Here is a 20,467-nt window from a genome sequence, read left to right as displayed (position 1 = left end):
CTAAAAATACGCTATATTGAGACTGGTTTTACCCGTTTTTTTTATGCGACAACTAGCCATTATTCAATATGGAGCGGCCGAAGAGGCTTTCCGCCTTCAGGACGGACCGGAACTCAAACCCCAGGAATTTCAGGTAGTAGTGAAAGTGGAAGGTTTTGGCCTGAATTATGCAGATGTGATGGCGCGAAACGGTCTCTATAAGGAGGCTCCCAACATTCCCTTTGTGCCGGGATACGAAGTAGTGGGCCAGGTAGTGGATAAGGGTGCCCGAGTGCCGGAAGAAATTAAGGGTAGACGGGTGGTTGCCTTTACCCGTTTTGGAGGCTATGCCGATTTTGCGCTAGCGGATTATCGGGCGCTTGCTCAGATTCCGGAGGAAATGGCAGGAGGCGAAGCTTGCGCCCTGGCGACCCAGTACAGTACGGCGTATTATATGACCAATTACCTGAGTCGCTTGCATCAAGGAGAAATTGCACTGGTTCATGCCTGTGCCGGAGGTGTTGGAACGGCACTTACCCAATTATGCCAGCTACAGGGCGTTATAGTGGTGGGATTGTGCAGTTCATCGCGCAAAGTGGATTATCTGCGAAAAATGGGAGTTGATTTTCCTATTAACTATCGGGAAGTGAATTATGTGGAGGCAATCGAAAAAGAATTTGGTAAGCGTAAAATGAACCTCATTTTCAATACGGTAGCGGGAAAAAGTTTTAAAAGAGACCTGAAGCTTCTGGCTCATGGCGGCCGCATATTTTGTTTTGGAGGTTCGGCTAGAAGTGGCCAAAAAGGTCATTTGCTAAACGACATTGCCTTTTTAATGAAGACCGGTTTTGTAAGCCCGCTATTTATGATGATGAAAGCACAAGGTCTCATCGGGGTCAACATGCTACGAGTAGCCGATCATCAGGTAGAAGTCATCGGGCACTGTTTACATGCGCTGGTCTCTTTATGGGAGAAAAAGAAAATCCGTCCGCAGGTAGGGGCTTCTTTTCCGGTAAAAGATATTGCAGCAGCTCATCAGTTGCTTGAATCCGGGGAAAGTACGGGAAAGGTGTATGTCTACTGGTAAAATCGATACCTTTACACTCCACTCGGCATTGCTAGGATCTGGTTTTGCCGGTTCAGTGGTCTTTAGCGATTAACAAGAACCAACTTATATAGATGTTACTATTATTTATTTATTTATTTCTGGCCATCGGCGTATCATTTGTGTGTTCTGCCCTGGAAGCGGCCCTTTTGAGTATTACGCCCACGTATATCGAATCCCTGAAACAGTCTGGTAAGCGATATGGTAAGGAATTGGAGAAATTAAAATCAAATGTAGACCGGCCGCTTTCCGCCATCTTGAGTTACAACACCATCGCACACACGGTCGGAGCAGCTGGCGTAGGTGCTCAGGCGACTAAGCTTTTTGGGGAAGCGTACTTTGGACTTATTTCCGCCCTATTAACGCTGGCAATCCTGGTGTTTTCTGAAATTTTCCCTAAATCACTGGGAGCTACCTATTGGAAACAACTGGCTCCTGTGATGGGAAAGGTGCTTAATTTTATGATCCTGTCTATCTACCCACTGGTAAAGGTTTCGGAGTGGTTGACACGGTTTTTTAAGAATGAAGGCTCCCACAAAACCACCCGTGAAGAAGTGACCGCCTTGACCAACATGGCCACCCGGGATGGGGTGCTTGAAGAAAAAGAGTCCAAAATCATCTACAACCTGATCCGATTCCAATCCATTTTGGTAGATCATGTGATGACACCAAGGACAGTAACGGTAGCGCTGGAAGAAAACATGAGCTTGAAGGATTTTTTGCTGCATTCCAACATTAAAAAATTTTCCAGGATCCCCATTTATGATAATACGATCGATCAGGTCACCGGCTACATTTTGAAGTATGATGTACTGGAAAAATTGGCTCAGGACCAGTTTGGCTATGTACTTAAGGATTTGAAAAGAAAAATTCCGGTGGTACATATAAGCGATCCGATTCCGGAGGTATTGGAAATGCTGATGCAAACCAGAGACCATCTGGCCATGGTTACCGACCGGTATGGGGGGCTGGCAGGGATTGTGACCATGGAGGATATCCTGGAAACGCTTCTGGGATTGGAGATTCAAGATGAAACGGATGGTGTCATGGACATGCAGGAACTTGCCAGAAATCAGTGGAAGGAGCGGGCACTGAAAATGGGTTTGTTTCCTTCAGGTGAAAACATCGATTAGAAATGGGAACAAGTGCTCAACTTCATTCAGAAAAGGCCGGAACCTACCATTCTGATGTGCAAAGCCCGGTATGCTCAGTGCAGGATTTTTACCACCATCCCGAATTGGGTCCGGGCGACCTGGAGCAAATTGCCCGGGCCCATGAATATCAGCAGCTATCCAGGGGGACCATGTTATTGCAGGAGGGGCAGCATGCCAATGCCTATTATTGCATCGGTTCCGGAATCGTTCGTTCCTTTGCTACCAATCCTTCAGGTAAAGATATTACCACCGGATTTACCTGCCGGGGACAAATTGCCATCGAAGTAGCCTCCCTTTTTCTAGGCGTACCCACCAAAGAAAATTTTCAAACCCTCAGCGATTGCCAGGTATGGAAAATTCCGCTTATCAGCTTTCATAAATTATTCAATCAAATTCCCGCCTTTGCCTCTTGGGGCAGGGAATGGATGTCACAAGCCTTGTTGATGTATAAATTACGGGCATTGCGGATGATCACCGAAACGGCCAAAGACCGGTACTTGCGCCTGCAGCGGGAGCAGCCCGAACTCCTTCAACAGGTTCCGCTAAAATACATCGCTTCTTTTCTGGGAGTTACCGACACCTCCTTAAGCCGGATTCGAAAAGAAATTGCCAGGGGTAATTGATTTCTTGACATAGGGCAAGTACTTTTTACCTGCAATATCTTATTTTGCCTGAAACTAAAATTATAACAACCATGGCTAGAAATACGAATCCCGTAAACTGGTTTGAGATCTATGTGGAAAACATGGAACGAGCCAAGAAATTTTATACTTCCGTTTTGGGTGAAACCTTATCCGAGATGCCGATGCCGGAAGGAGTGGAAGCTGGCGACATGCAAATGGTGGCCTTTCCATGGGTAGAGGGTACTACCAACGCCAGCGGAGCCCTGGTAAAATCATCCGATATGCAACCAGGGGCAGGCGGTACCCTGGTGTATTTTACCTGCGAGGATTGCTCCATAGAAGAAAAAAGAGTTCCTGGGGCCGGTGGCAAGGTACTACAAGCGAAATTTTCCATAGGGGAACATGGATACTGCTCCATCTGCATGGATACGGAGGGCAATGCATTTGGCCTTCACTCAACGAATTAACCCAAAACCAATGAAAAAATACCGCATTGAAATTAAGTGGGGATTCATTTTTGCACTAATGAGTCTTATTTGGATGATATTGGAGCGCATCACAGGCCTTCATGATGCCCACATTGATCAGCACGCTACCTATACCAATTTTGTTGCGATACCTTCAATTGCCATTTACGTGTTGGGGCTTTTGGAGAAAAGAAAAAAGTTCTACGGGGGTAAGATGACCTATGGGCAAGGTTTCATAACCGGGCTCATCATTACCGGGGTAATTACCCTTTTAACACCACTCACCATGTGGCTCACCCTGGCTTTTATTACACCCGATTTTCTTGAAAATGCCAGAATCTATGCCGTTGAGGCTGGGAAGATGGATCAGGAAGCCGCAGAAGGTTACTTTTCCCAAGGAAATTACATGATACAGAGCATCGTGGGTGCTCCGATAATGGGCATACTTACCTCTGCTATTGTAGCAATTTTTACCAGGAAAAAATAATCACACCTGTTCCGGCTAAAATTTACTTCCCAGGATAGGTATTTCTTGTATTTTGGGTAACTTCCCTCAAGAAATTCCCTTTCAACGCATGAAAAAATTATTGTTTTGGTGGTCTGAACTTACATCTACTTTTTGGTTTATTCCCGTTTTTATTATTTTTATCGGGATCGTTTTGGCTGTATCGCTGGTATATGTAGACAGTTACTCCGGATTTGATCCAAGTGGTGGAGTGGAATTTTTTTTTCCGGGAAGTCCCGACGCTGCTAAAAACATCCTGACGACCATCGCAGCAGCCATGATCGGTGTGGCGGGTACGGTTTTTTCGATTACGCTCGTCGCCCTTACCTTGGCCAGCAGCCAGTTTGGCCCCCGACTGGTGAAAAATTTCATGTATGATCGGATTAATCAAACCGTCCTGGGAACCTACGTTTCGCTGTTTATTTACTGTTTGATTGTTTTGAACACCGTTAAAGATACGGGAGACATGCAGTTTATCCCTCTGTTTTCAGTTGCGTTTGCCTTGATGATGGCGATCGCCAATATTGTTTTACTTATTGTATTTATTCACCATGTGGCGACCAGCATACAGGCAGATTATATCATCGGAAACATCTCCACAAAACTCTTTCGTAACCTGACGCACTTGTTTCCTCAGGAAATGGGTAATGAGCCGGATCAACATTTACTCAACCCTGAAAAGGAAAAAAGTAACTATGCCACCTCTCAGGTGCTGGAATGTGGCTTTGATGGGTACCTCCAATACATTGACAGTGATAAACTGATGGAGGAAGCCAGTAAGCAGGAGGTTTTCATAGAGCTATTTCACCGCCCCGGGAGTTATTTGGTAAAAGGCCTCGAACTGGCGAAGGTATACTCAAATAAAAACCTCGACAAAGGCGCAATGGGCCAACTGCGTCAGCATTTTCTGGGTGGAAAAACAAGAACCCCGCAGCAAGATGCTGAACATGCCATTCACCAAATGGTCGAGATTGCAGCAAGAGCACTCTCCCCCGGCATAAACGATCCCTATACCGCCATCTCCTGTATCGATAACCTCATTAGCAGCCTGGCCTACCTGACCCGGGTCAAGTTTCCCACTGCGTATCGCCTGGACAAAGAAGGAACCTTGAGAATTCAAGCCGACATCCTTACCTTCGAAGGCATGGTGGATGCCGCCTTCAACGCCATTCGGCAGTATGCCAAAGACAGTCCCGCAGTAATCATCCGGCTAATGGAGGCCATGGTAACCCTCAGTAAGTTTGCGGAGACACCAGAACAAAAGCAGCCGATAAAAAAACATGCAGAGATGATCTGGAATCAGGGCAAAAAATATTTTGATGAAGAAAGGGACCTCAAAGACTTGGAAAAACGGTATCAAAAAATATCCTAGGATTTAACCTGGTAGAACAATACCAGGTAGGACTTATTTTTCCCGGTCAAATTGCGGTGCGCAAGGCCTTGGGTAGTCGCTGGCACCTCGGCCTGGAGGCCGGTCTCTTTTTGGATCAACACTTTCGCATGCGCAGCAGCTTTTGGGGACCTGAACTGAGCTATCGATTTTAATACTATCCATCATTCACAAAGCTGTCAGGTTTTTCCGATAATCCGCCAACAACAAACGTTGGTTGATGAATCCTAACTGGCTTTTTTCTGCTTCACTCCTAAAAAAATATCGGAACCATTTATACCCGCTATGGTTTAATCAGTGGCAAAGGACGGTAGGCACTACTTTCACCCTTGAATGGATCTAGTGCTTGACTGCCCGGCAGCCCAAAAATAGGGCCAGCGAAGAACAAAAACACCCGCATTTATTTTTCTTTGGGACTATAGTCTGGATGAAATAAGTTAAATTTAACAACAGCTAAAAAGAGAATAATCATCAACCTAATATTCGATCAAAACATGGAAAATTTAAACGCAATCGGCCTGGACATCAAGCGCTCGGAAGAGTTGGCCCATAAGTTAAACGTTTTACTGGCCAATTATTCCATCTTCTACCAGAACACCCGGGGTTACCACTGGAACATCAAAGGGGATAAGTTCTTTGAACTTCACCTAAAATTCGAAGAGTTGTATACCGACCTGCAGGTAAAGATTGACGATATCGCCGAACGGATTCTGACGCTGGGACATGCTCCCCAACACCGGTATTCCAAATACCAGGATACCTCAGCCATCATGGAAAGCCAGGAAGTAAATGATGGCATGAAAGCAGTTGACAATATCCTTTCTTCCTTAAAAAGTATTCTTACCCTTCAGCGGGAATTATTGGACCTGTCCGGTGAAATAGGAGATGAAGGTACCAATGCGCTGATGAGCGACTATATCCGGGAGCAGGAAAAACTGGTTTGGATGTATTCCGCCTTTTTGAAGAAGTAGATCAGGTAAATAAGTCATGCATCACGTTTCCGGCCACATCGGTGAGCCGGAAGCGTCTTCCCTGGTGTTTAAAAATCAATTGCTCGTGGTCGACGCCGAACAGGTGCATGAGACTGGCATGAAAGTCATGCACATGCACCGGATCCTGAACCACGTTGTAGCCAAAATCATCCGTAACGCCATAAGAAAAGCCGGGTTTCACTCCTGCTCCTGCCATCCACATGGTAAAACAGCGGGGGTGGTGATCCCTGCCGTAATTATCCTCGGTGAGCGTCCCCTGACTGTAAACCGTTCTTCCAAACTCTCCGCCCCAAACGACCAGGGTATCCTCCAGTAGTCCCCTCTGCTTTAAATCCTTAATCAATGCAGCGGTGGCCTGATCGGTCTTTGCGCACTGGTTGCGGATTCCGCCGGGCAAATTTCCGTGCTGATCCCAACCCTGATGGTATAGTTGGACAAATCGTACGTCTTTTTCAATAAGCTTTCGGGCGAGCAGACAGTTGGCCGCATAGGTCCCCGGATCCCGGCTATCCTCTCCGTACAGGTCAAAAACCCAATCCGGCTCGTCAGACATGTCACTTACCTCGGGAACAGAACTTTGCATGCGAAAGGCCATTTCATATTGAGAGATGCGCGCATTGATTTCCGGATCGCCATAGGTATCGTATTGCAAGCCATTGAGCTCCTTGAGATAATCCAGCATTTCCTTTCGGTCCTGGCCTTCGTAGTTTTCAGGATTGCTCAGGTATAAAACCGGATCTTTTCCGGAGCGAAATTGCACGCCCTGATGCTGTGAGGGTAAAAAGCCGTTACCCCAAAGCCGCGCATACAGGGGTTGGTCCCGGACGGCATTTTTGGACACCAGCACAACGAAACCGGGCAAATTTTGATTTTCCGAACCCAGGCCGTAGGACATCCAGGCCCCCATGGAAGGCCGGCCGGGTAATTGATGTCCGGACTGCATAAAGGTAATCGCCGGGTCGTGATTGATCTGTTCGGTGATCATGGATTTGATAAAGCAGAGCTCATCCACCACTTCTGCTGTATAGGGCATGAGTTCGCTTACCCAGGTCCTGCTTTTTCCGTATTGCTTGAATTCAAAGGCTGATTGTGCCACGGGAAAAATGCTCTGATTGGCACTCATACCTGTCAATCGCTGCTCACCACGAATGGAGGCAGGCAGGTCCTGTCCCTGCATACTCTGCAGCTTGGGTTTGTAATCGTACAGATCCAGTTGGGAGGGACCTCCACTTTGAAACAGGTAAATAACGCGCTTGGCTTTTGGCGGGTGATGAGGAAGTCCGGGAAGCCCTCCTGCCGGAGACAAGCCTTTCGCCATCAATCCTTCCTGGGAAAAAAGAGAACCCAGAGCCAAAGCCCCCATGCCCATAGCAGTACGGGAGAGAAAATCCCTACGGTCCATTTTCTTTTCCAGTTCATGGAGTTCTGAGATACCTTGAAAGCGATGTTGTTTATGGTGATGACACATGTTATCTTTTGGTTATGGTAGCATCCGAATTGAGAATGGCACTGGCTACTACCGTATTGGCCGCCCAATCCAGCCGGTCGGGTTTTTCCTGAACCGGATAGGAGCCTTCACTTAGCCAGCCTTCCATTTTTTCGGGTGAGCTTTTGAATTTATCGAGCTCATTTTCTCTTAAAGCCAAAAGCACTTCTATTTCCCGGTCTTGGGCCGTTCTTCCCGTAAGTTTTCGAAAAGCTTCCTGAATGCCCTGCCCGGTATCCTGATGCTGAGAAATAGTGGCTCCCAGCACCTTGGCAATTTCCACGTAGATGGGATCGTTCATCAATACCAGTGCCTGTAACGGGGTATTGGTTTCCTGCCTCCGGATGGTGGATTCCGATCGCTCCGGCGAATCAAAGATATGCAGGGTGGGATGTGGAACCGAGCGTTTCCACAAGGTATAGAGACTCCGTCGGAATAGGTTTTCGCCTGTATCCTCTGTGTATTGGCCGCCATTCACCGACCACAAGCCCTCTGGTTGGTAGGGTTTGACGCTGGGTCCGCCGATGGTTTTGCCCAGCATGCCACTGGCCAGGAGGGCATTGTCCCGGATCATTTCTCCAGGCATCCGCCCCGATGGACCACGGGCCAGCAAGGTATTCTCCGGGTCTTTCTCCTGCAATTCCGGGCTACTTAGCGAGGCTTGTTTATACGTTTCGGAGAGCAAGATCTTTTTTTGCAATTCCTTGACATCCCATCCGGATTCCCGGAAGGTCAGCGCCAGCCAATCCAGCAATTCCGGGTGGCTGGGCATTTCTCCCTGATTGCCAAAATCAGAGGCGGTGGCTACCAGGCCACGTCCAAAAAACTGTTGCCAAAGGCGATTTACAGCCACCCGGGCTGTCAAGGGATGCCGCTCGTCCAGGAGCCACCTGGCCAGTCCCAGCCTGTTTTTCTCATAGGCTTCTGCCATGGGCAGGATGGTTTCCGGAGTCCCCGGCTGAACTTCCTCTCCATGCGCATGGTATTCGCCCCTCTCCAACAGGTACGTAGGCCGCTTAGGATCCATTTCATCCATGATCATGACCTCCTGGATGGGTTCTACCGTTTTAGAATGCTCCCTTCGCGCAGCCGTTAACTTTTTAACCTGACTTTGATAGGTGGTAGAAAGATTGTGCCAGTAAAACGTCTCAAGCGCCTTTCGTTCCTCCAAACTCAACGCTTCCGGAGCTTTTTCAAGCATTGCTTCGAGGCGATCCGGTTGCAGCCACTGCATGATTTCCATCGAAGACAACTCCTTATCAAATACCATCAGCTCGTCGACGGCGGCTCCTTTCAGTCCCTTTCCTCTCCAAACAGCACCAATTTGAATTCCGGGTTGGTTTTCACGGTCAAATAAAATGTCTTTATATAGGTTATCCTTGACCATTTTGCTGGCCATTAGGCTTCCATTCAGGTAGGTTTTTATTCCCGCCGCTTTGGAGGAGCCGTCATAGGTCAGCAACAGGTGTACCCATTGGTCTCTCGGAACACCCTCCAGCGTTATATTGCTGATGACGTTGTATGGAGCCGTGTGGGCTAGAATCATTTCCAATTTATTATCTTTCAGGTACAAATGGTATCCCCTTCGATTGTACAGTACCGCTCCCTCTCCTGTATGAAAGATGGCCCCGTTTTCCAGATTCTCCGGAATGGTGACCCAAAGGCCCACACTAAAAGGTTGGTCTTTGGAAAAACTCCCTACTCCACCCATTTTAAGCCAGGCATCCCCATTTAAAGCAGCCGCTTTTCCCTGAAATCCCTCTACCAAAGGCGGTTGTTTGCTTTTCTCCCCTATACTTTCCATACTGCCGGAAAGGGAGGGATTTACCTTATCCCGTAAAGGAACACTATTAAAATCAAAGTGCGCCATCAACGAAGTAGCGGGACGGTAAAAGCGGGTATCTTTGTATCGTTTACCGTTTATCCAGGCATCCAGATTTGCCTTTTCGGCATTTTTGATGGAGGTTAGCGCCTCTTCCGCCTCCGAAATCTCCGATTTAAGCATTTTCAGGAGCGCATCCTTTTCGTCATCCGTCCAGAGCATGGTGGGCACGGGCATGGCATTGTCCCAGGAGATCTGTCCTGCCTCGTCGACTTGGTTGAAAAAACTGCTTAATTGAAAATACTCTTTCTGGCTGATTGGATCGTACTTGTGGTCATGGCATCGGGCGCATTCCAGACTTAGGGCCATAATGGCTTTTCCCAAGGTATTGGTACGGTCGGCAACGTATTCTACCCTAAACTCCTCCTGTACAATACCGCCCTCCATGTTTTGGGGATGAATGCGATTAAATGCCGTAGCCAGCAGTTGCTTTTTAGTTGGGTTGGGCAGTAGGTCACCGGCAAGTTGCTCGGTGATGAACTGATCGTATCCCATGTTCTGATTATATGCTTCAATCACCCAATCCCTCCAGGGAGACATGTCCCGAAACCGATCCACTGTATAGCCATGCGTATCTGCAAACCGGGCCAGATCCATCCAGTGCATGGCCATTTGTTCTCCATAATGAGGAGAGGCCAGCAAGCGGTCCACTTGTTTGGCATAGGCATCTTCGGATTCGTCAGCTAAGAAGGCATCCAACTCCTCCAAGGTAGGAGGCAAGCCGGTCAGGTCCAGGCTAAGCCTTCTCAGAAGCAGTTCTTTGGAAGCCCTGGGACTGGGTTTCAATCCGTTTTCATTCAACTTCCGGCCTACAAAAAGATCAATCGGCTGTTCGGACCAGCCTGCTATTTTTACTTCGGGTATAGATGTCTCTTTGGGAGGAATGAAAGCCCAGTGTTTTTTATAGGCCGCACCGGAAGCAATCCACTTGATCAGGACGGCCTTATCCCGGTTGCTAAGGCTAAGGTGGGACTCAGGGCTGGGCATCAGGTAGTCTGGATCTTCAGAAAGGATGCGATGGAAAACCTCGCTTTTTCCAGGCTTCCCCGGTGTGATGGGAATCAAGCCACTTTCTGAGGAAGGAGCATAGGCCGCTTCTGGAAGATCCAGCCGGACTCCGGCTTCTCTGGCAGCCTCATCCGGACCGTGGCAGGAAAAACAATTATCCGAAAGAATCGGCTTTACGTGGATGTTAAAATCCAACTCCTCCGGCAATTCCTCCATGGCAACTTCTATTTCCTCCGGCAGGTTAGGCTTGCAGGAAACGGCCAGGATGATACTTACTATCCATAAATAACGAACTATCATTATTTTACATGGGACAAGTTAAATGATAAAGTTAAAACTAATCGAATTATTACTCAGTTCCCATATTTTCATAAAATAATAGGCCCTCTGATGGAAAGAACGACGTAGATAGACGGGTGTAAAGATGGGAAATTAACAATTGGCCCTGTTTTTGAAACAGAGCTATTTCAAAAAAACCAACGATTAATTACCATGAAAAACCTACATTTAATCATCACACTAATGATACTGGGGACCCTTGCTTCCTGCGTGTCCAAAAAGAAATACACTTCCCTGCAGGGGGAGTTGTACCGCACCCAGGCTGAATTGGCCCAAACCAGTACTGAGAAACAAGTCCTTGAGGCCAAATTCAACCAAATCCAAAGCAGGATAGCCGAGTACAATGCCAAAATAAACTCTCTGAGGGGTGATAATGACCAATTACTGGAAAAGAATGGCAGGATGATGTCTCAAAGTGGCGATATCCTGGTCTCTGACCAGTTAAGAAAGCAATTGGAAAACACCATTAGCAAGATAGATACGGAGAAATTGGCGCAGGCAAAAACCCTTGAGGACTCCGTTAACCTGGCCATTTCTCATAATCTTTTATCGGCTATCGGTGGAAAAGGAAACGAGCAGGAAGAGGACATTGTGATCGATATTGACAAAACGGTCGTCATGATTTCGGTTTCTGACCGGCTATTGTTCAACACAGGAAGTTACAGGGTAAATCAGGAAGCCAATCCATTGCTGGAGAGACTATCCGCAGTTATCAATTCGGAACCCAGCCTGGAGGTAATGGTGGAGGGTCATACGGACCCCAGGTCAATTTCTACTGCTACCGTTCAGGATAATTGGGATCTGAGTGTAAAACGGGCAACATCTATTGTCAGAAAGCTCGTGGAAGATCATGCCGTAGCTCCCGAGCAGCTGATTGCAGCCGGAAGAAGCAGTTTTTTCCCGGTAGTGGAAAATGACAGCCCTGAAAATATGGCTAAAAACCGCAGGACCCGGATCATATTGATTCCGGATTTGGACAAGTTTTTTGCGTTGATGTAAGGCATACCGATAGCCCGGTCATAAGGCCGGGCTATTTTTTTCATCAGTAACTTTCAGTATATCCAATCGTTTTAACCCGAATGTAAAAGGATTCGCAATGGAGTGTAACCACAAGAAAACAGCACTGATGCGGCTGATTTTGATCTGGTTTCACCGGGCAATACAACGTTTTTTCCCAATTTAGGATGTATTAGATCCTTCCATTCTGGCACCTCCCAGGTGGTGAATTTTCAGCCCTGCTATTCCGAACGACTCTCCTATAGGCCTTGTCGTAGTATATATATCAGAAATCGGTCTGACTCGGTAGGGTATAGCACCTAGTGCCAAACTATTTGTCGCCACGAGCCCCTTGCCATTCATACGATTCGCCATCCGTATCATTTTCGGTAACAAAAAAACCCCAAGATTTAACCTTGAGGCTTCATGGACTATAAAAGGCATTGTTGAATTAGTCGACCCCAAATTTTTTACTTTCGCCAAGATCTGGCGTAGCAGACTCCTTCAGGTTGGATTTAGCAATTTCAAAAATCTGGACTAGTTTATTATTTGTTGAATCCCAATGTTCTCCTTTACTTATTTTAACCTCCAGCATGGCCAGATCGGGATCATCTTTCCCGTTTTCAAACCAAGCGGCGACCCAAGGATTCCAATATTTATCAATTAATTCCTGATCCTCCGAAATCATGGCCTTACCTGTTAAGGATACGTACACATTATCCTTCGGATTACTGAAGGTTAGACAGATATCCGTATTATGGGCAATCTCAAATGCCTTGGCATCAGTTTTGGACGTATAAAAGAATAAGGTGCCATCGTATGCATCCTGCACGAGGCTCATGGGACGAGCTCGCATACTTCCATCCTGTTTGGTAGCTTTCGTGACGAGCATTCCTACTTTAATATCCTTTATTAGATTCCAAATTAATTCCTTGTGTTCTGGACTTGACATATCGTTAGCTTTTTTTCAAATTTCTAATAAGTAGACTAAAAGGCTGATTTAATGTTTGGAGAATAGTTTGCCTGTATTCCCGAACCGTAACTACAACAAATGACATTCCAAAAACTAACAAGAGCCGGTATTTCTCACATACAATTACACTTCTGAAAACAAAAATTACTCCTAACGGGACTGATTAACGTCAGTCGTGTATAATCATAATATAAAATGTTAGCGTCTAGGATTCAACTAATTTAATTGTTCTCTTTTCAATTTAGCCTGGGATAAAATATAATTTTTCACATCATCGATATCATTTTCATTTAATTTATCTCCATAATTAGGCATACCCAATCCCAGTAAACTTCCTTCTCCGACAATTTGATGAAAGGATTCAAAGATTTCTGGCCGGGAAAAGGTGAGGTCAGGGATAATTCCTCCGCCATGACATTTACTGCAATATTTGCCAAAGATTTGTTCGCCGTTTTGGATTTCTTCTTCCCTAGCCTGAAAATCTAAATTGACCAATGATTTTGTCCGGGCTTTGGGATAGGTAGGTAGATCTTCCTTTCCCCCTAATGCAAAAGTGTACAATGTTCCCGGATTAATTTGTTCTGTAAATTTTGACCATATTCCCATTACCCCTCCCCAACCCACAAGAATAGAAATGTATTGTACCTCATCCACTTCATAGGTTATTGGCGATGCGATAATCCCCGTTTCTAAAGGAAAAGACCAAACTTTCTCTCCGGATAAAGCATCGTAAGCCGAAAACTCACCCTCGGCATTTCCCTGAAAGACCAGGTCATCCGTAGTCAAAACCCCTGCATTCCAGGAGGATTTTTGCCATACGCTCCATACTTCTTCTTGCGTTTTAGGATTCCAGGCGATTAACTTTCCAAAGTTTCTGCCTGCCAATGAATCTTCATGGGTTTTATTATCAGGGTTAAAACCCGATGCGGTATTCCAGGTTCTTGAATCATTTAGGTATTCAAAGTTTTTTGGTTGCCCATAGAACATTCCTTCTTCTCTTGCCGGAATATAAACCAATCCGGTTTTTGAATTAAAAGCCATGGGCTGCCAATTATGGCCTCCTCCGGCGGCTGGAGCAATCTGAGCATTCATATCGGGATATCGGGCAAATTCCGTTTCTACAGGGCGCCCTGTTTCTTTATCAATTTCCCTGGCCCAATTCGTGTAAACGTAGGGTTCGGCAGAAATAAAATTGCCATCGGTCCTGTCCAACACATAAAAAAAACCATTCTTAGGTGCCTGCATTAACACCTTCCGTTCGACCCCTTCTATTTCCATATCAGCCAATATGATATGTTGAGTGGCCGTATAGTCCCAGGAATCACCGGGAGTGGTCTGATAATGCCAAACCAACGCTCCACTATCAGGGTTCAATGCCACGATAGAAGATAAATAAAGATTATCTCCCCCCTCAGGACTACGTACATCTCTGTTCCAGGGTGCACCATTACCCGTGCCTACGTAAAGTAAGTTTAATTCAGGGTCAAATGCCATGGCATCCCAGGGAGTGCCACCACCCCCATATTTCCACCATTCCCCAGTCCAGGTCTTTGCGGCTATTGCCATTGCTTCTGACTCAAAAGGTTCATCAGGGTTGCCGGGAACACAATAAAATCGCCAATCCTGTTTGCCCGTCTCTGCATCATAAGCTGTCAAATATCCCCTTACGCCCAGGTCCGCACCACCGTTGCAAATGATGACCTTTCCCTTTACCACTCTTGGCGCACCGGTAATTGAATAAGGTTTATTTTGGTCAACCGTTACTACCTCCCACTCTTTTTGCCCAGTTTCTGCGTTTAAGGCGATTAACCTACCGTCTAGAGACCCCACAAAAATTTTGTTTTGGTAAATGGCCACGCCCCGGTTGACCACATCACAGCATACTTTTTCACCCCATTCTCTGGGAACCTCAGGGTCATAAGTCCATATCTCTTCCCCTTTTCTGACGTCTACAGCATGCACTTTACTCCAGGTGCTGGTAAAATACATGATACCATTAGCCACTATTGGGGTTGCTTCAATTCCACGTTTGGTCCCGAGGTCAATATGCCATGCCAGTCCCAATCTGTCAATGGTCGATTTATTGATTTGGTGAAGTGGACTATGCCTGTTCTCCTGATAATTCATTCCGTAGCTTAACCACTCTGAAGGTGTATCATTAGCATTCAATAATCTGTCATCACTTATTTCGACGAAATTTTCTGATTGGTTAGAACAACTCGCAAAAAGTAAAATTATCAGAAACGAGCCGAGTTTATCTAAATAAATTTTCATCCTAATTCAATTAAAGTCTATTTACTTTACTACGGCAGATACTAACTTATTAATAAAAATAAACATTATTCTAATAATAACAAAATCAACGTGTTAAGACAAAAATAATGCGATAATCAACCGCCTTTAGAAGAATAGGACTATAAAAAATTATGGGCCAGCCCTGCTTCGGGATAAACTTCTCGCCCCAACAACGTACATAAATAAGAAAAAACTTGCTCCGGCTAATGAGGGATATATGATACAAGACCCGCCCTGCAGCCTGGCCCAAGCCTAAAAATGTCCAAAGGGACATTTTCTACACGGCTTGTCCTCCCGCTGGGGCTTCCCGAATCAGCCCGAAGGCCAGCCCTGCTTCGGGATAAACTTCTCGCCCCGGTCGATAAGTACCTAAAAAAGAAAAACTTGCCCAAAAGGACAAGTTTTATACTATTTGTGATCCCGCTGGGGCTCGAACCCAGGACCCATACATTAAAAGTGTATTGCTCTACCAGCTGAGCTACGGAATCATTACCTGATAGGTGCCTGTATTTTACTACAGGATTATTTCAAAAGAAAACTTGGTTTTGCGTACTAGTTTTCCGTAATTGGACTGCAAATTTAAAGCACTGGATTGATAATGCCAAATCTTAAATGGATCTTTATTGTTTTTTTATCAGCTATTTCCTGGCTGTATCCTCATCAAGCTGATTGTCAGGCAGACAACCTTGCCTCGCTTCAAAGAGCAGATAGCCTTTTTTCTGAAAAGAAATACAAGGAGGCCCTGGAAATTTACGAAGATATCCTTTATGAGGAAAACACGTACTCACCTGCCATGCTGCTAAAAATGAGTTTCATCACCGAAGGGATGGGGGAATTTGGACAGGCTTCCTTGTTTTTATCCCGCTATTATGAGCACAATCCCAATCCCTCGGTCATCGATAAAATCAAGTCCCTTACGAATCAAAGCCGTCTGGAGGGCTATGAACTCTCTGATCAGGATCGCTTTCTGTCTGTACTGGTGGAATACAAAATGGAGATTACCGCCGTTTTTTCCTTGTTGCTCGTCTTTTGCTTCATCATGGTCTTTGTACTTCCCGGCAAAAGATCCTTGTTTCTGTTACCTGCCTCGGTTTTCCTGATTCTGGCCTTTGTCAGCAACAACTTTATCCAGACTCCGGAAACCGCAATTATTACCGGGGGTCCCGTGTTGATTATGGACAGCCCTTCTTCAGCGGGGAATTTGATTGGGCGGGTAGAGGCGGGTCACAGAGTGACGATTTCTTCCAGTCAGGATATCTGGTACAAGATCGTATGGCAAGATCGGGCGGCTTACATTAAAAAATCGGATGTCTCAGAAATTTAGGGGATCCAGGTACTTGAAATGACCGTTCATTTTAATCTTGTGCTTGGAAGCCTCAATTTCCTTCAAAACTGGTATGACCTTCTGCAAATGATCCGTCAAAAAATCAAGCCGCTCTTCCTCCGTACCCAACTCCAGCAACTGATATTCCTGATTGGCTTTCAGGCCAATTTTATGGGCATAGGTAAAGGAGTTGATGGGTACCCTCTTTAGATCGACTGCTTGGTCCATCCATTCAAAGAGCTTTTCCAACAACTTCTCGAAGACAGCTTGTTTTTCGACAGGAGCTTCCCATAACAAAGGTAAATAGGCTACCTTCCCTCCGGCATATAACTTATCATTGAGGGGATTTTGAAAATCAAGAATTTTAAAGGCTTGAACTCCCTTCGTTTTAATGTCCATCCTTCCATCATCGTATTCGTTGCTGATCTCCACCAGAGATACCTCCGTTCCCACGGGCATTAACTTATCCAGGTAGGTGCAGATGCCAAAAGCCTGTCCGCTTTGTAAACAATCATGTATCAACTGCTTATACCTGGGCTCAAATATATGTAAATGGAGGTCCTCTTGGGGAAATGCAACTAATTTTAAGGGGAAAAATGCCAATTCCTGCGTCATGCTCTAATGGTTTAAACCATCCTATTCAGATGTCTTATCCCCCTTAAAACTCAAAAGTGAGGCTATGGTTTTGTTTTTATACGGACCAGCCGTGGCAGAACCTAGCTAGATTCCAAAGGAGAGATCAATTTTCCTCCTGGTTGCCCTCGGGATCGTTATCCACCATAGAGAGAATTTCTCCGGGAGAGAGGTAGAGCTTTTCAATCTTCTTTTTATAATCCAACGGGATTTTTTCGTGATTGAGGACAAAATTCTTGGTGGCAATAATTTTTTCACCCAGTCCAAAGGCTACTGCGTAGCTGTCCGCAGCAATTTCCGCCTCGGTGATAAACGTATTTGATAAGTAATACCTGACTCCAAATCCCAGTAAATTCAATGCGCTCCGGTCCAGGTAGTCTTTGATGTGACCCAGCTCGTGTCCAATCCAACCTAACAATACGTCTTTTGGCAGGTCCTCTATGGGAATGGAGTCATCTTCCAGGACTAATTCACGACTGATTTTTATTCGATATCCCCTGGTTTTTTTAGAAGAAAAGAACAGAGAAGAAATCTTGGGCTGCGCCTGCATGACTGAACCGTGAATGGCTTTTTTAAATTGGAAGTCAATTTCTGTTTGCCGAAGATCCGGAAAATAAGACAAGGCCTCCAATGCCACTTCCCGGATTTCGTCCGGAATAGTTTTGTTGTCAGAGAAGCGTTCCAGGTCTGATTCCACTGTGGTGCATGACTCAGTTAACGATTCTTTTTTGTTGGTTAGCTCCAGAGAATTGTAGATCAAAAGAAATTGTAACGAAATAAAGGTGTTGATTAGCAAATAGGTCATCTTTTCGGATTGATTTCACCTTACAGTATAATAAAAATCACCGTCCTTTCCAAAAACGGTAACCGGAAAAAGCTGGCTGGGCTAAAAGGGTTCGATCCTTGCCTTTCCTTATCTGGTCCCAAAACCCCCCATGAGATAATGGGTGATATCTCAAAATAAACGATGCTAATTGAAAGTGCTAAACATAAAAAAACCCACCTTAAAAAGGCAGGTTTGGTATGTAATGGTCGGGGTGGCAGGATTCGAACCTGCGACCTCCTCGTCCCAAACGAGGCGCGATGACCGGGCTACGCTACACCCCGTGCTCCTGGGTTTTACTCCCAAAGCGATGACAAAAGTAGTGCTTTTTTTGCAAATAAAAAATGATAAAAACAATTTATCTAATAATTTAAACCGCCCTGCCGGTTTTTCACCCTGACAGGATTCAGAGTCCCGGAAAAACGTTGCTTTTGAATATCTTGATGGCAATGGAAAGCAAAATAATACCAAAAATCCTTCTCAGTACATCCAAACCGGTCTGCCCCAATTTCTGCTCCAGCCAATTGGTACTCTTAAGCACCACGAAGATAATGATCAGGTTCAGCACGATTCCTACGGCCAGGTTCGCCTGGGAATATTCTGATTTTAGCGTCAGGATGGTGGTCAGGGTACCTGCCCCGGCGATTAGCGGGAAGGCAATGGGTACGATGGAGGTGCTCGTGGAACCTGCCGCGGGATCGGGTTTGAATATCTCTATTCCCAGGATCATTTCTGCTCCCAAAGCAAAAATAATCAGCGCTCCGGCTATGGCAAAGTCCTCCACCCCTATACCAAATAGCTGCAATATGGACTTGCCCAACACCAAAAATAACACCATCAATATCCCGGCAGCTATGGTGGCCTTCCCGCTTTGGATATGACCTACCTTCTTGCGAAGATTGATGACAATGGGAATCGAACCCAAAATATCAATCACCGAAAAGAGTATCAACGTAACCGAAAGTATTTCCCTCAAATCAAACATGTGTCTGCTGCTTGCGTCAATAACCCTCCAGAAAACGGATCAGTTTGGTAAATTCAGCATCTGTAATGGCGGGAAAGTTCGCTATACGGAAACTGGTAGGTTTCAAGGGACCGTAACCACTGCCCATTTGCATGCCCTGCCGCTCCGCTGATTTCTTTATCGACTGGATAAAGGCTTCTTCTCCACCCACACCCAATACAGTGCGACTTCTATTGGTAGCCTCTGTTACCAAAAACGCCAGGGAAGGTGAGTTTTCTACCAGTTGCTCCAATTGCCTCATTCGGCTTTCGGTTTGCTCCTGCACAACCCGGATGCCCGGCATGTCTCCCAATACCCGGTTTAACAGGTAAATTCCCAATACATTCGGCGTGTAATGGGTCTGATAGTTGTCCGCATTTTCCAGCATAAAATTCAGGCTATTGTAGCGCCCGTACTCTCCAATACGTTTTGCCTTTTCGATGGCTTTGGGGGAGAGCAGCAATATGCCCAAACCGGCAGGAAGGCCAAAACATTTCTGTACCGAGGCAAACCAGATATCCGCCAATCCAAAATCCAGGTAAATGCCTCCCATAGAGGAAGTGGTGTCTACCGCCAGCATTTTATCCGGAAATTTCTTTCCCAATGCCGCCAGTTTCTCATTAGATACCTGGGTGGCATTAGAGGTTTCGTTTTGAGTGATGGCCAGGATATCAAAGGCACTACCGATCTCCAGGTCTTCTACAGAAAACGCCTTATTTTTGTCCAGTACCAGTGAGTCCGTTTCAGGAATGATATGCTGGGCAAAGCCAAACCATTTTTTACCAAAAGAACCGGAAAATACATGAAAAGAAGCCTGTTCCACCAGGGACTGGGTGATGATTTCCCAGTTTTCGGTCGCACTGGAGGTAAACAGTAAGCGGTAATCCGAAGGAACATCAAGCTTTTCCTTTATCAGCTTCTCCGTATCCCGATACAGGTCCATAAAAGCGGCACTTCGGTGGTTGGCACTTAAAATTCCCTGCCGGTAAGCATCCTGAAAATAATCGGGAAGCTTATCGAATACTTTGGAAGGCCCCGGGGCAAATGTTAACATAGACATCAAGAATTTTCATTTTTTATAAAGTACTGCAGTCCCAGTTCGTATCCCAACAATCCCAGCCCGGCGATCATGCCCACACATTGTCGGGACAAAAAACTTTTGTGTCGAAATTCCTCCCGCTTGTAGATATTGGAAATGTGGATTTCCAGGGCAGGACTGCTGATGGCGGCCAGGGCATCTCCTATCGCCACCGAGGTATGCGTATACGCCCCGGCATTGATCAGGATACCATCCACATCAAACCCCACGGCATGAAGCTGATTGACCAGTTCCCCTTCCCCATTGCTCTGGAAATAGGAGAGCTCCAGCTCAGGGTATTTTTGGACCAGGGTCTCAAAATAATCTTCAAACGAACGGTTCCCGTAGATATCCGGTTCCCGTTTGCCCAACAGGTTCAGGTTGGGTCCATTAATAATCGCTATTTTCACGT

At 45.9% G+C, this 20,467-nt stretch carries 18 protein-coding genes and 2 tRNA genes; 9 read left to right on the top strand and 11 right to left on the bottom strand.

Features of this window, described 5'->3' with window-relative positions; genetic code table 11:
- Positions 1-43: 43 nt before the first annotated feature.
- The 7 genes from GJS45_RS14080 (at position 44) to GJS45_RS14050 (ending at position 6,194) form a co-directional block, all read left to right on the top strand.
- Positions 44-1,066, top strand: coding sequence for a quinone oxidoreductase family protein (locus GJS45_RS14080; protein WP_162342495.1), 1,023 nt, complete (start codon positions 44-46; stop codon positions 1,064-1,066).
- A gap of 92 nt (positions 1,067-1,158) precedes the next feature.
- The gene (locus tag GJS45_RS14075) at positions 1,159-2,217 is read left to right on the top strand and encodes a hemolysin family protein (RefSeq protein ID WP_162342494.1); all 1,059 of its coding nucleotides are present in this window, start codon (positions 1,159-1,161) and stop codon (positions 2,215-2,217) included.
- 2 nt (positions 2,218-2,219) lie between these two features.
- Entirely contained in the window at positions 2,220-2,861 is a 642-nt protein-coding gene (locus GJS45_RS14070; protein ID WP_162342493.1) for a Crp/Fnr family transcriptional regulator, read from the top strand.
- A gap of 71 nt (positions 2,862-2,932) precedes the next feature.
- Positions 2,933-3,328 carry a VOC family protein gene (locus GJS45_RS14065; RefSeq protein ID WP_162342492.1) on the top strand — a complete coding sequence of 132 codons (396 nt, stop codon included), beginning with the start codon at positions 2,933-2,935 and terminating at the stop codon, positions 3,326-3,328.
- Between the two features lie 10 nt (positions 3,329-3,338).
- On the top strand, positions 3,339-3,815 hold the full coding sequence (locus tag GJS45_RS14060) for a DUF4199 domain-containing protein (RefSeq protein WP_162342491.1): 477 nt from the start codon (positions 3,339-3,341) through the stop codon (positions 3,813-3,815).
- An 88-nt stretch (positions 3,816-3,903) separates the two neighbouring features.
- Positions 3,904-5,205 carry a DUF2254 domain-containing protein gene (locus GJS45_RS14055; protein WP_162342490.1) on the top strand — a complete coding sequence of 434 codons (1,302 nt, stop codon included), beginning with the start codon at positions 3,904-3,906 and terminating at the stop codon, positions 5,203-5,205.
- A 512-nt stretch (positions 5,206-5,717) separates the two neighbouring features.
- Positions 5,718-6,194, top strand: a complete 477-nt coding sequence (locus GJS45_RS14050; protein WP_162342489.1) for a Dps family protein — start codon at positions 5,718-5,720, stop codon at positions 6,192-6,194.
- A gap of 1 nt (position 6,195) precedes the next feature.
- Here the strand turns inward: GJS45_RS14050 and GJS45_RS14045 are convergent, their stop codons facing one another.
- Both GJS45_RS14045 and GJS45_RS14040 read right to left on the bottom strand, forming a co-directional pair.
- Positions 6,196-7,683 carry a DUF1501 domain-containing protein gene (locus tag GJS45_RS14045; RefSeq protein WP_162342488.1) on the bottom strand — a complete coding sequence of 496 codons (1,488 nt, stop codon included), beginning with the start codon at positions 7,681-7,683 and terminating at the stop codon, positions 6,196-6,198.
- 1 nt (position 7,684) lies between these two features.
- Complete coding sequence (locus GJS45_RS14040; protein WP_162342487.1) at positions 7,685-10,891, bottom strand: DUF1553 domain-containing protein; 3,207 nt, start codon at positions 10,889-10,891, stop codon at positions 7,685-7,687.
- A 192-nt stretch (positions 10,892-11,083) separates the two neighbouring features.
- Here GJS45_RS14040 and GJS45_RS14035 point away from each other — a divergent pair, with 192 nt between their 5' ends.
- A complete protein-coding gene (locus GJS45_RS14035; RefSeq protein ID WP_162342486.1) occupies positions 11,084-11,929 on the top strand; it encodes an OmpA/MotB family protein in 846 nt (281 codons plus the stop codon).
- Positions 11,930-12,377: 448 nt separating this feature from the next.
- Here the strand turns inward: GJS45_RS14035 and GJS45_RS14030 are convergent, their stop codons facing one another.
- From GJS45_RS14030 to GJS45_RS14020, 3 genes are all read right to left on the bottom strand, one after another.
- Entirely contained in the window at positions 12,378-12,878 is a 501-nt protein-coding gene (locus GJS45_RS14030; protein WP_162342485.1) for a pyridoxamine 5'-phosphate oxidase family protein, read from the bottom strand.
- Between the two features lie 237 nt (positions 12,879-13,115).
- Positions 13,116-15,173 (bottom strand): PQQ-dependent dehydrogenase, methanol/ethanol family, encoded by a 2,058-nt coding sequence (locus tag GJS45_RS14025; RefSeq protein WP_162342484.1) that lies wholly within the window; start codon positions 15,171-15,173, stop codon positions 13,116-13,118.
- A 436-nt stretch (positions 15,174-15,609) separates the two neighbouring features.
- Positions 15,610-15,682 (bottom strand) — tRNA-Lys (locus GJS45_RS14020).
- A 110-nt stretch (positions 15,683-15,792) separates the two neighbouring features.
- Here GJS45_RS14020 and GJS45_RS14015 point away from each other — a divergent pair.
- The gene (locus tag GJS45_RS14015; protein ID WP_162342483.1) at positions 15,793-16,518 is read left to right on the top strand and encodes an SH3 domain-containing protein; all 726 of its coding nucleotides are present in this window, start codon (positions 15,793-15,795) and stop codon (positions 16,516-16,518) included.
- On the opposite strand, the gene GJS45_RS14010 is transcribed toward GJS45_RS14015, so the two are convergent.
- The 6 genes from GJS45_RS14010 to aroQ form a co-directional block, all read right to left on the bottom strand.
- On the bottom strand, positions 16,507-17,133 hold the full coding sequence (locus tag GJS45_RS14010; RefSeq protein ID WP_162342482.1) for an LON peptidase substrate-binding domain-containing protein: 627 nt from the start codon (positions 17,131-17,133) through the stop codon (positions 16,507-16,509). The two genes, GJS45_RS14015 and GJS45_RS14010, sit on opposite strands and share 12 nt — an antisense overlap.
- A gap of 124 nt (positions 17,134-17,257) precedes the next feature.
- The gene (locus GJS45_RS14005) at positions 17,258-17,956 is read right to left on the bottom strand and encodes a hypothetical protein (protein ID WP_162342481.1); all 699 of its coding nucleotides are present in this window, start codon (positions 17,954-17,956) and stop codon (positions 17,258-17,260) included.
- Between the two features lie 224 nt (positions 17,957-18,180).
- A tRNA-Pro gene (locus GJS45_RS14000) sits at positions 18,181-18,258 on the bottom strand.
- 122 nt (positions 18,259-18,380) lie between these two features.
- Positions 18,381-18,959, bottom strand: coding sequence for a MarC family protein (locus GJS45_RS13995; protein WP_162342480.1), 579 nt, complete (start codon positions 18,957-18,959; stop codon positions 18,381-18,383).
- A gap of 16 nt (positions 18,960-18,975) precedes the next feature.
- Positions 18,976-20,031, bottom strand: coding sequence for an aminotransferase class V-fold PLP-dependent enzyme (locus tag GJS45_RS13990; RefSeq protein WP_162342479.1), 1,056 nt, complete (start codon positions 20,029-20,031; stop codon positions 18,976-18,978).
- Positions 20,032-20,036: 5 nt separating this feature from the next.
- On the bottom strand, positions 20,037-20,465 hold the full coding sequence (gene aroQ / locus GJS45_RS13985) for a type II 3-dehydroquinate dehydratase (RefSeq protein ID WP_162342478.1): 429 nt from the start codon (positions 20,463-20,465) through the stop codon (positions 20,037-20,039).
- Between the last annotated feature and the right edge of the window lie 2 nt (positions 20,466-20,467).

It is taken from the genome of Cyclobacterium salsum, assembly GCF_010119245.1.
Taxonomy (GTDB): domain Bacteria; phylum Bacteroidota; class Bacteroidia; order Cytophagales; family Cyclobacteriaceae; genus Cyclobacterium; species Cyclobacterium salsum.
This window is presented reverse-complemented; position numbering and strand designations above follow the sequence as displayed.

What these genes read in the sequence shown, in the direction of transcription:
- GJS45_RS14080 (WP_162342495.1), top strand. Translation starts at nt 44, where the DNA reads ATGCGACAACTAGCCATTATTCAATATGGAGCGGCCGAAGAGGCTTTC.
- GJS45_RS14075 (WP_162342494.1), top strand. Translation starts at nt 1,159, where the DNA reads ATGTTACTATTATTTATTTATTTATTTCTGGCCATCGGCGTATCATTT.
- GJS45_RS14070 (WP_162342493.1), top strand. Translation starts at nt 2,220, where the DNA reads ATGGGAACAAGTGCTCAACTTCATTCAGAAAAGGCCGGAACCTACCAT.
- GJS45_RS14065 (WP_162342492.1), top strand. Translation starts at nt 2,933, where the DNA reads ATGGCTAGAAATACGAATCCCGTAAACTGGTTTGAGATCTATGTGGAA.
- GJS45_RS14060 (WP_162342491.1), top strand. Translation starts at nt 3,339, where the DNA reads ATGAAAAAATACCGCATTGAAATTAAGTGGGGATTCATTTTTGCACTA.
- GJS45_RS14055 (WP_162342490.1), top strand. Translation starts at nt 3,904, where the DNA reads ATGAAAAAATTATTGTTTTGGTGGTCTGAACTTACATCTACTTTTTGG.
- GJS45_RS14050 (WP_162342489.1), top strand. Translation starts at nt 5,718, where the DNA reads ATGGAAAATTTAAACGCAATCGGCCTGGACATCAAGCGCTCGGAAGAG.
- GJS45_RS14045 (WP_162342488.1), bottom strand. Translation starts at nt 7,683, where the DNA reads ATGTGTCATCACCATAAACAACATCGCTTTCAAGGTATCTCAGAACTC.
- GJS45_RS14040 (WP_162342487.1), bottom strand. Translation starts at nt 10,891, where the DNA reads ATGATAGTTCGTTATTTATGGATAGTAAGTATCATCCTGGCCGTTTCC.
- GJS45_RS14035 (WP_162342486.1), top strand. Translation starts at nt 11,084, where the DNA reads ATGAAAAACCTACATTTAATCATCACACTAATGATACTGGGGACCCTT.
- GJS45_RS14030 (WP_162342485.1), bottom strand. Translation starts at nt 12,878, where the DNA reads ATGTCAAGTCCAGAACACAAGGAATTAATTTGGAATCTAATAAAGGAT.
- GJS45_RS14025 (WP_162342484.1), bottom strand. Translation starts at nt 15,173, where the DNA reads ATGAAAATTTATTTAGATAAACTCGGCTCGTTTCTGATAATTTTACTT.
- GJS45_RS14015 (WP_162342483.1), top strand. Translation starts at nt 15,793, where the DNA reads ATGCCAAATCTTAAATGGATCTTTATTGTTTTTTTATCAGCTATTTCC.
- GJS45_RS14010 (WP_162342482.1), bottom strand. Translation starts at nt 17,133, where the DNA reads ATGACGCAGGAATTGGCATTTTTCCCCTTAAAATTAGTTGCATTTCCC.
- GJS45_RS14005 (WP_162342481.1), bottom strand. Translation starts at nt 17,956, where the DNA reads ATGACCTATTTGCTAATCAACACCTTTATTTCGTTACAATTTCTTTTG.
- GJS45_RS13995 (WP_162342480.1), bottom strand. Translation starts at nt 18,959, where the DNA reads ATGTTTGATTTGAGGGAAATACTTTCGGTTACGTTGATACTCTTTTCG.
- GJS45_RS13990 (WP_162342479.1), bottom strand. Translation starts at nt 20,031, where the DNA reads ATGTTAACATTTGCCCCGGGGCCTTCCAAAGTATTCGATAAGCTTCCC.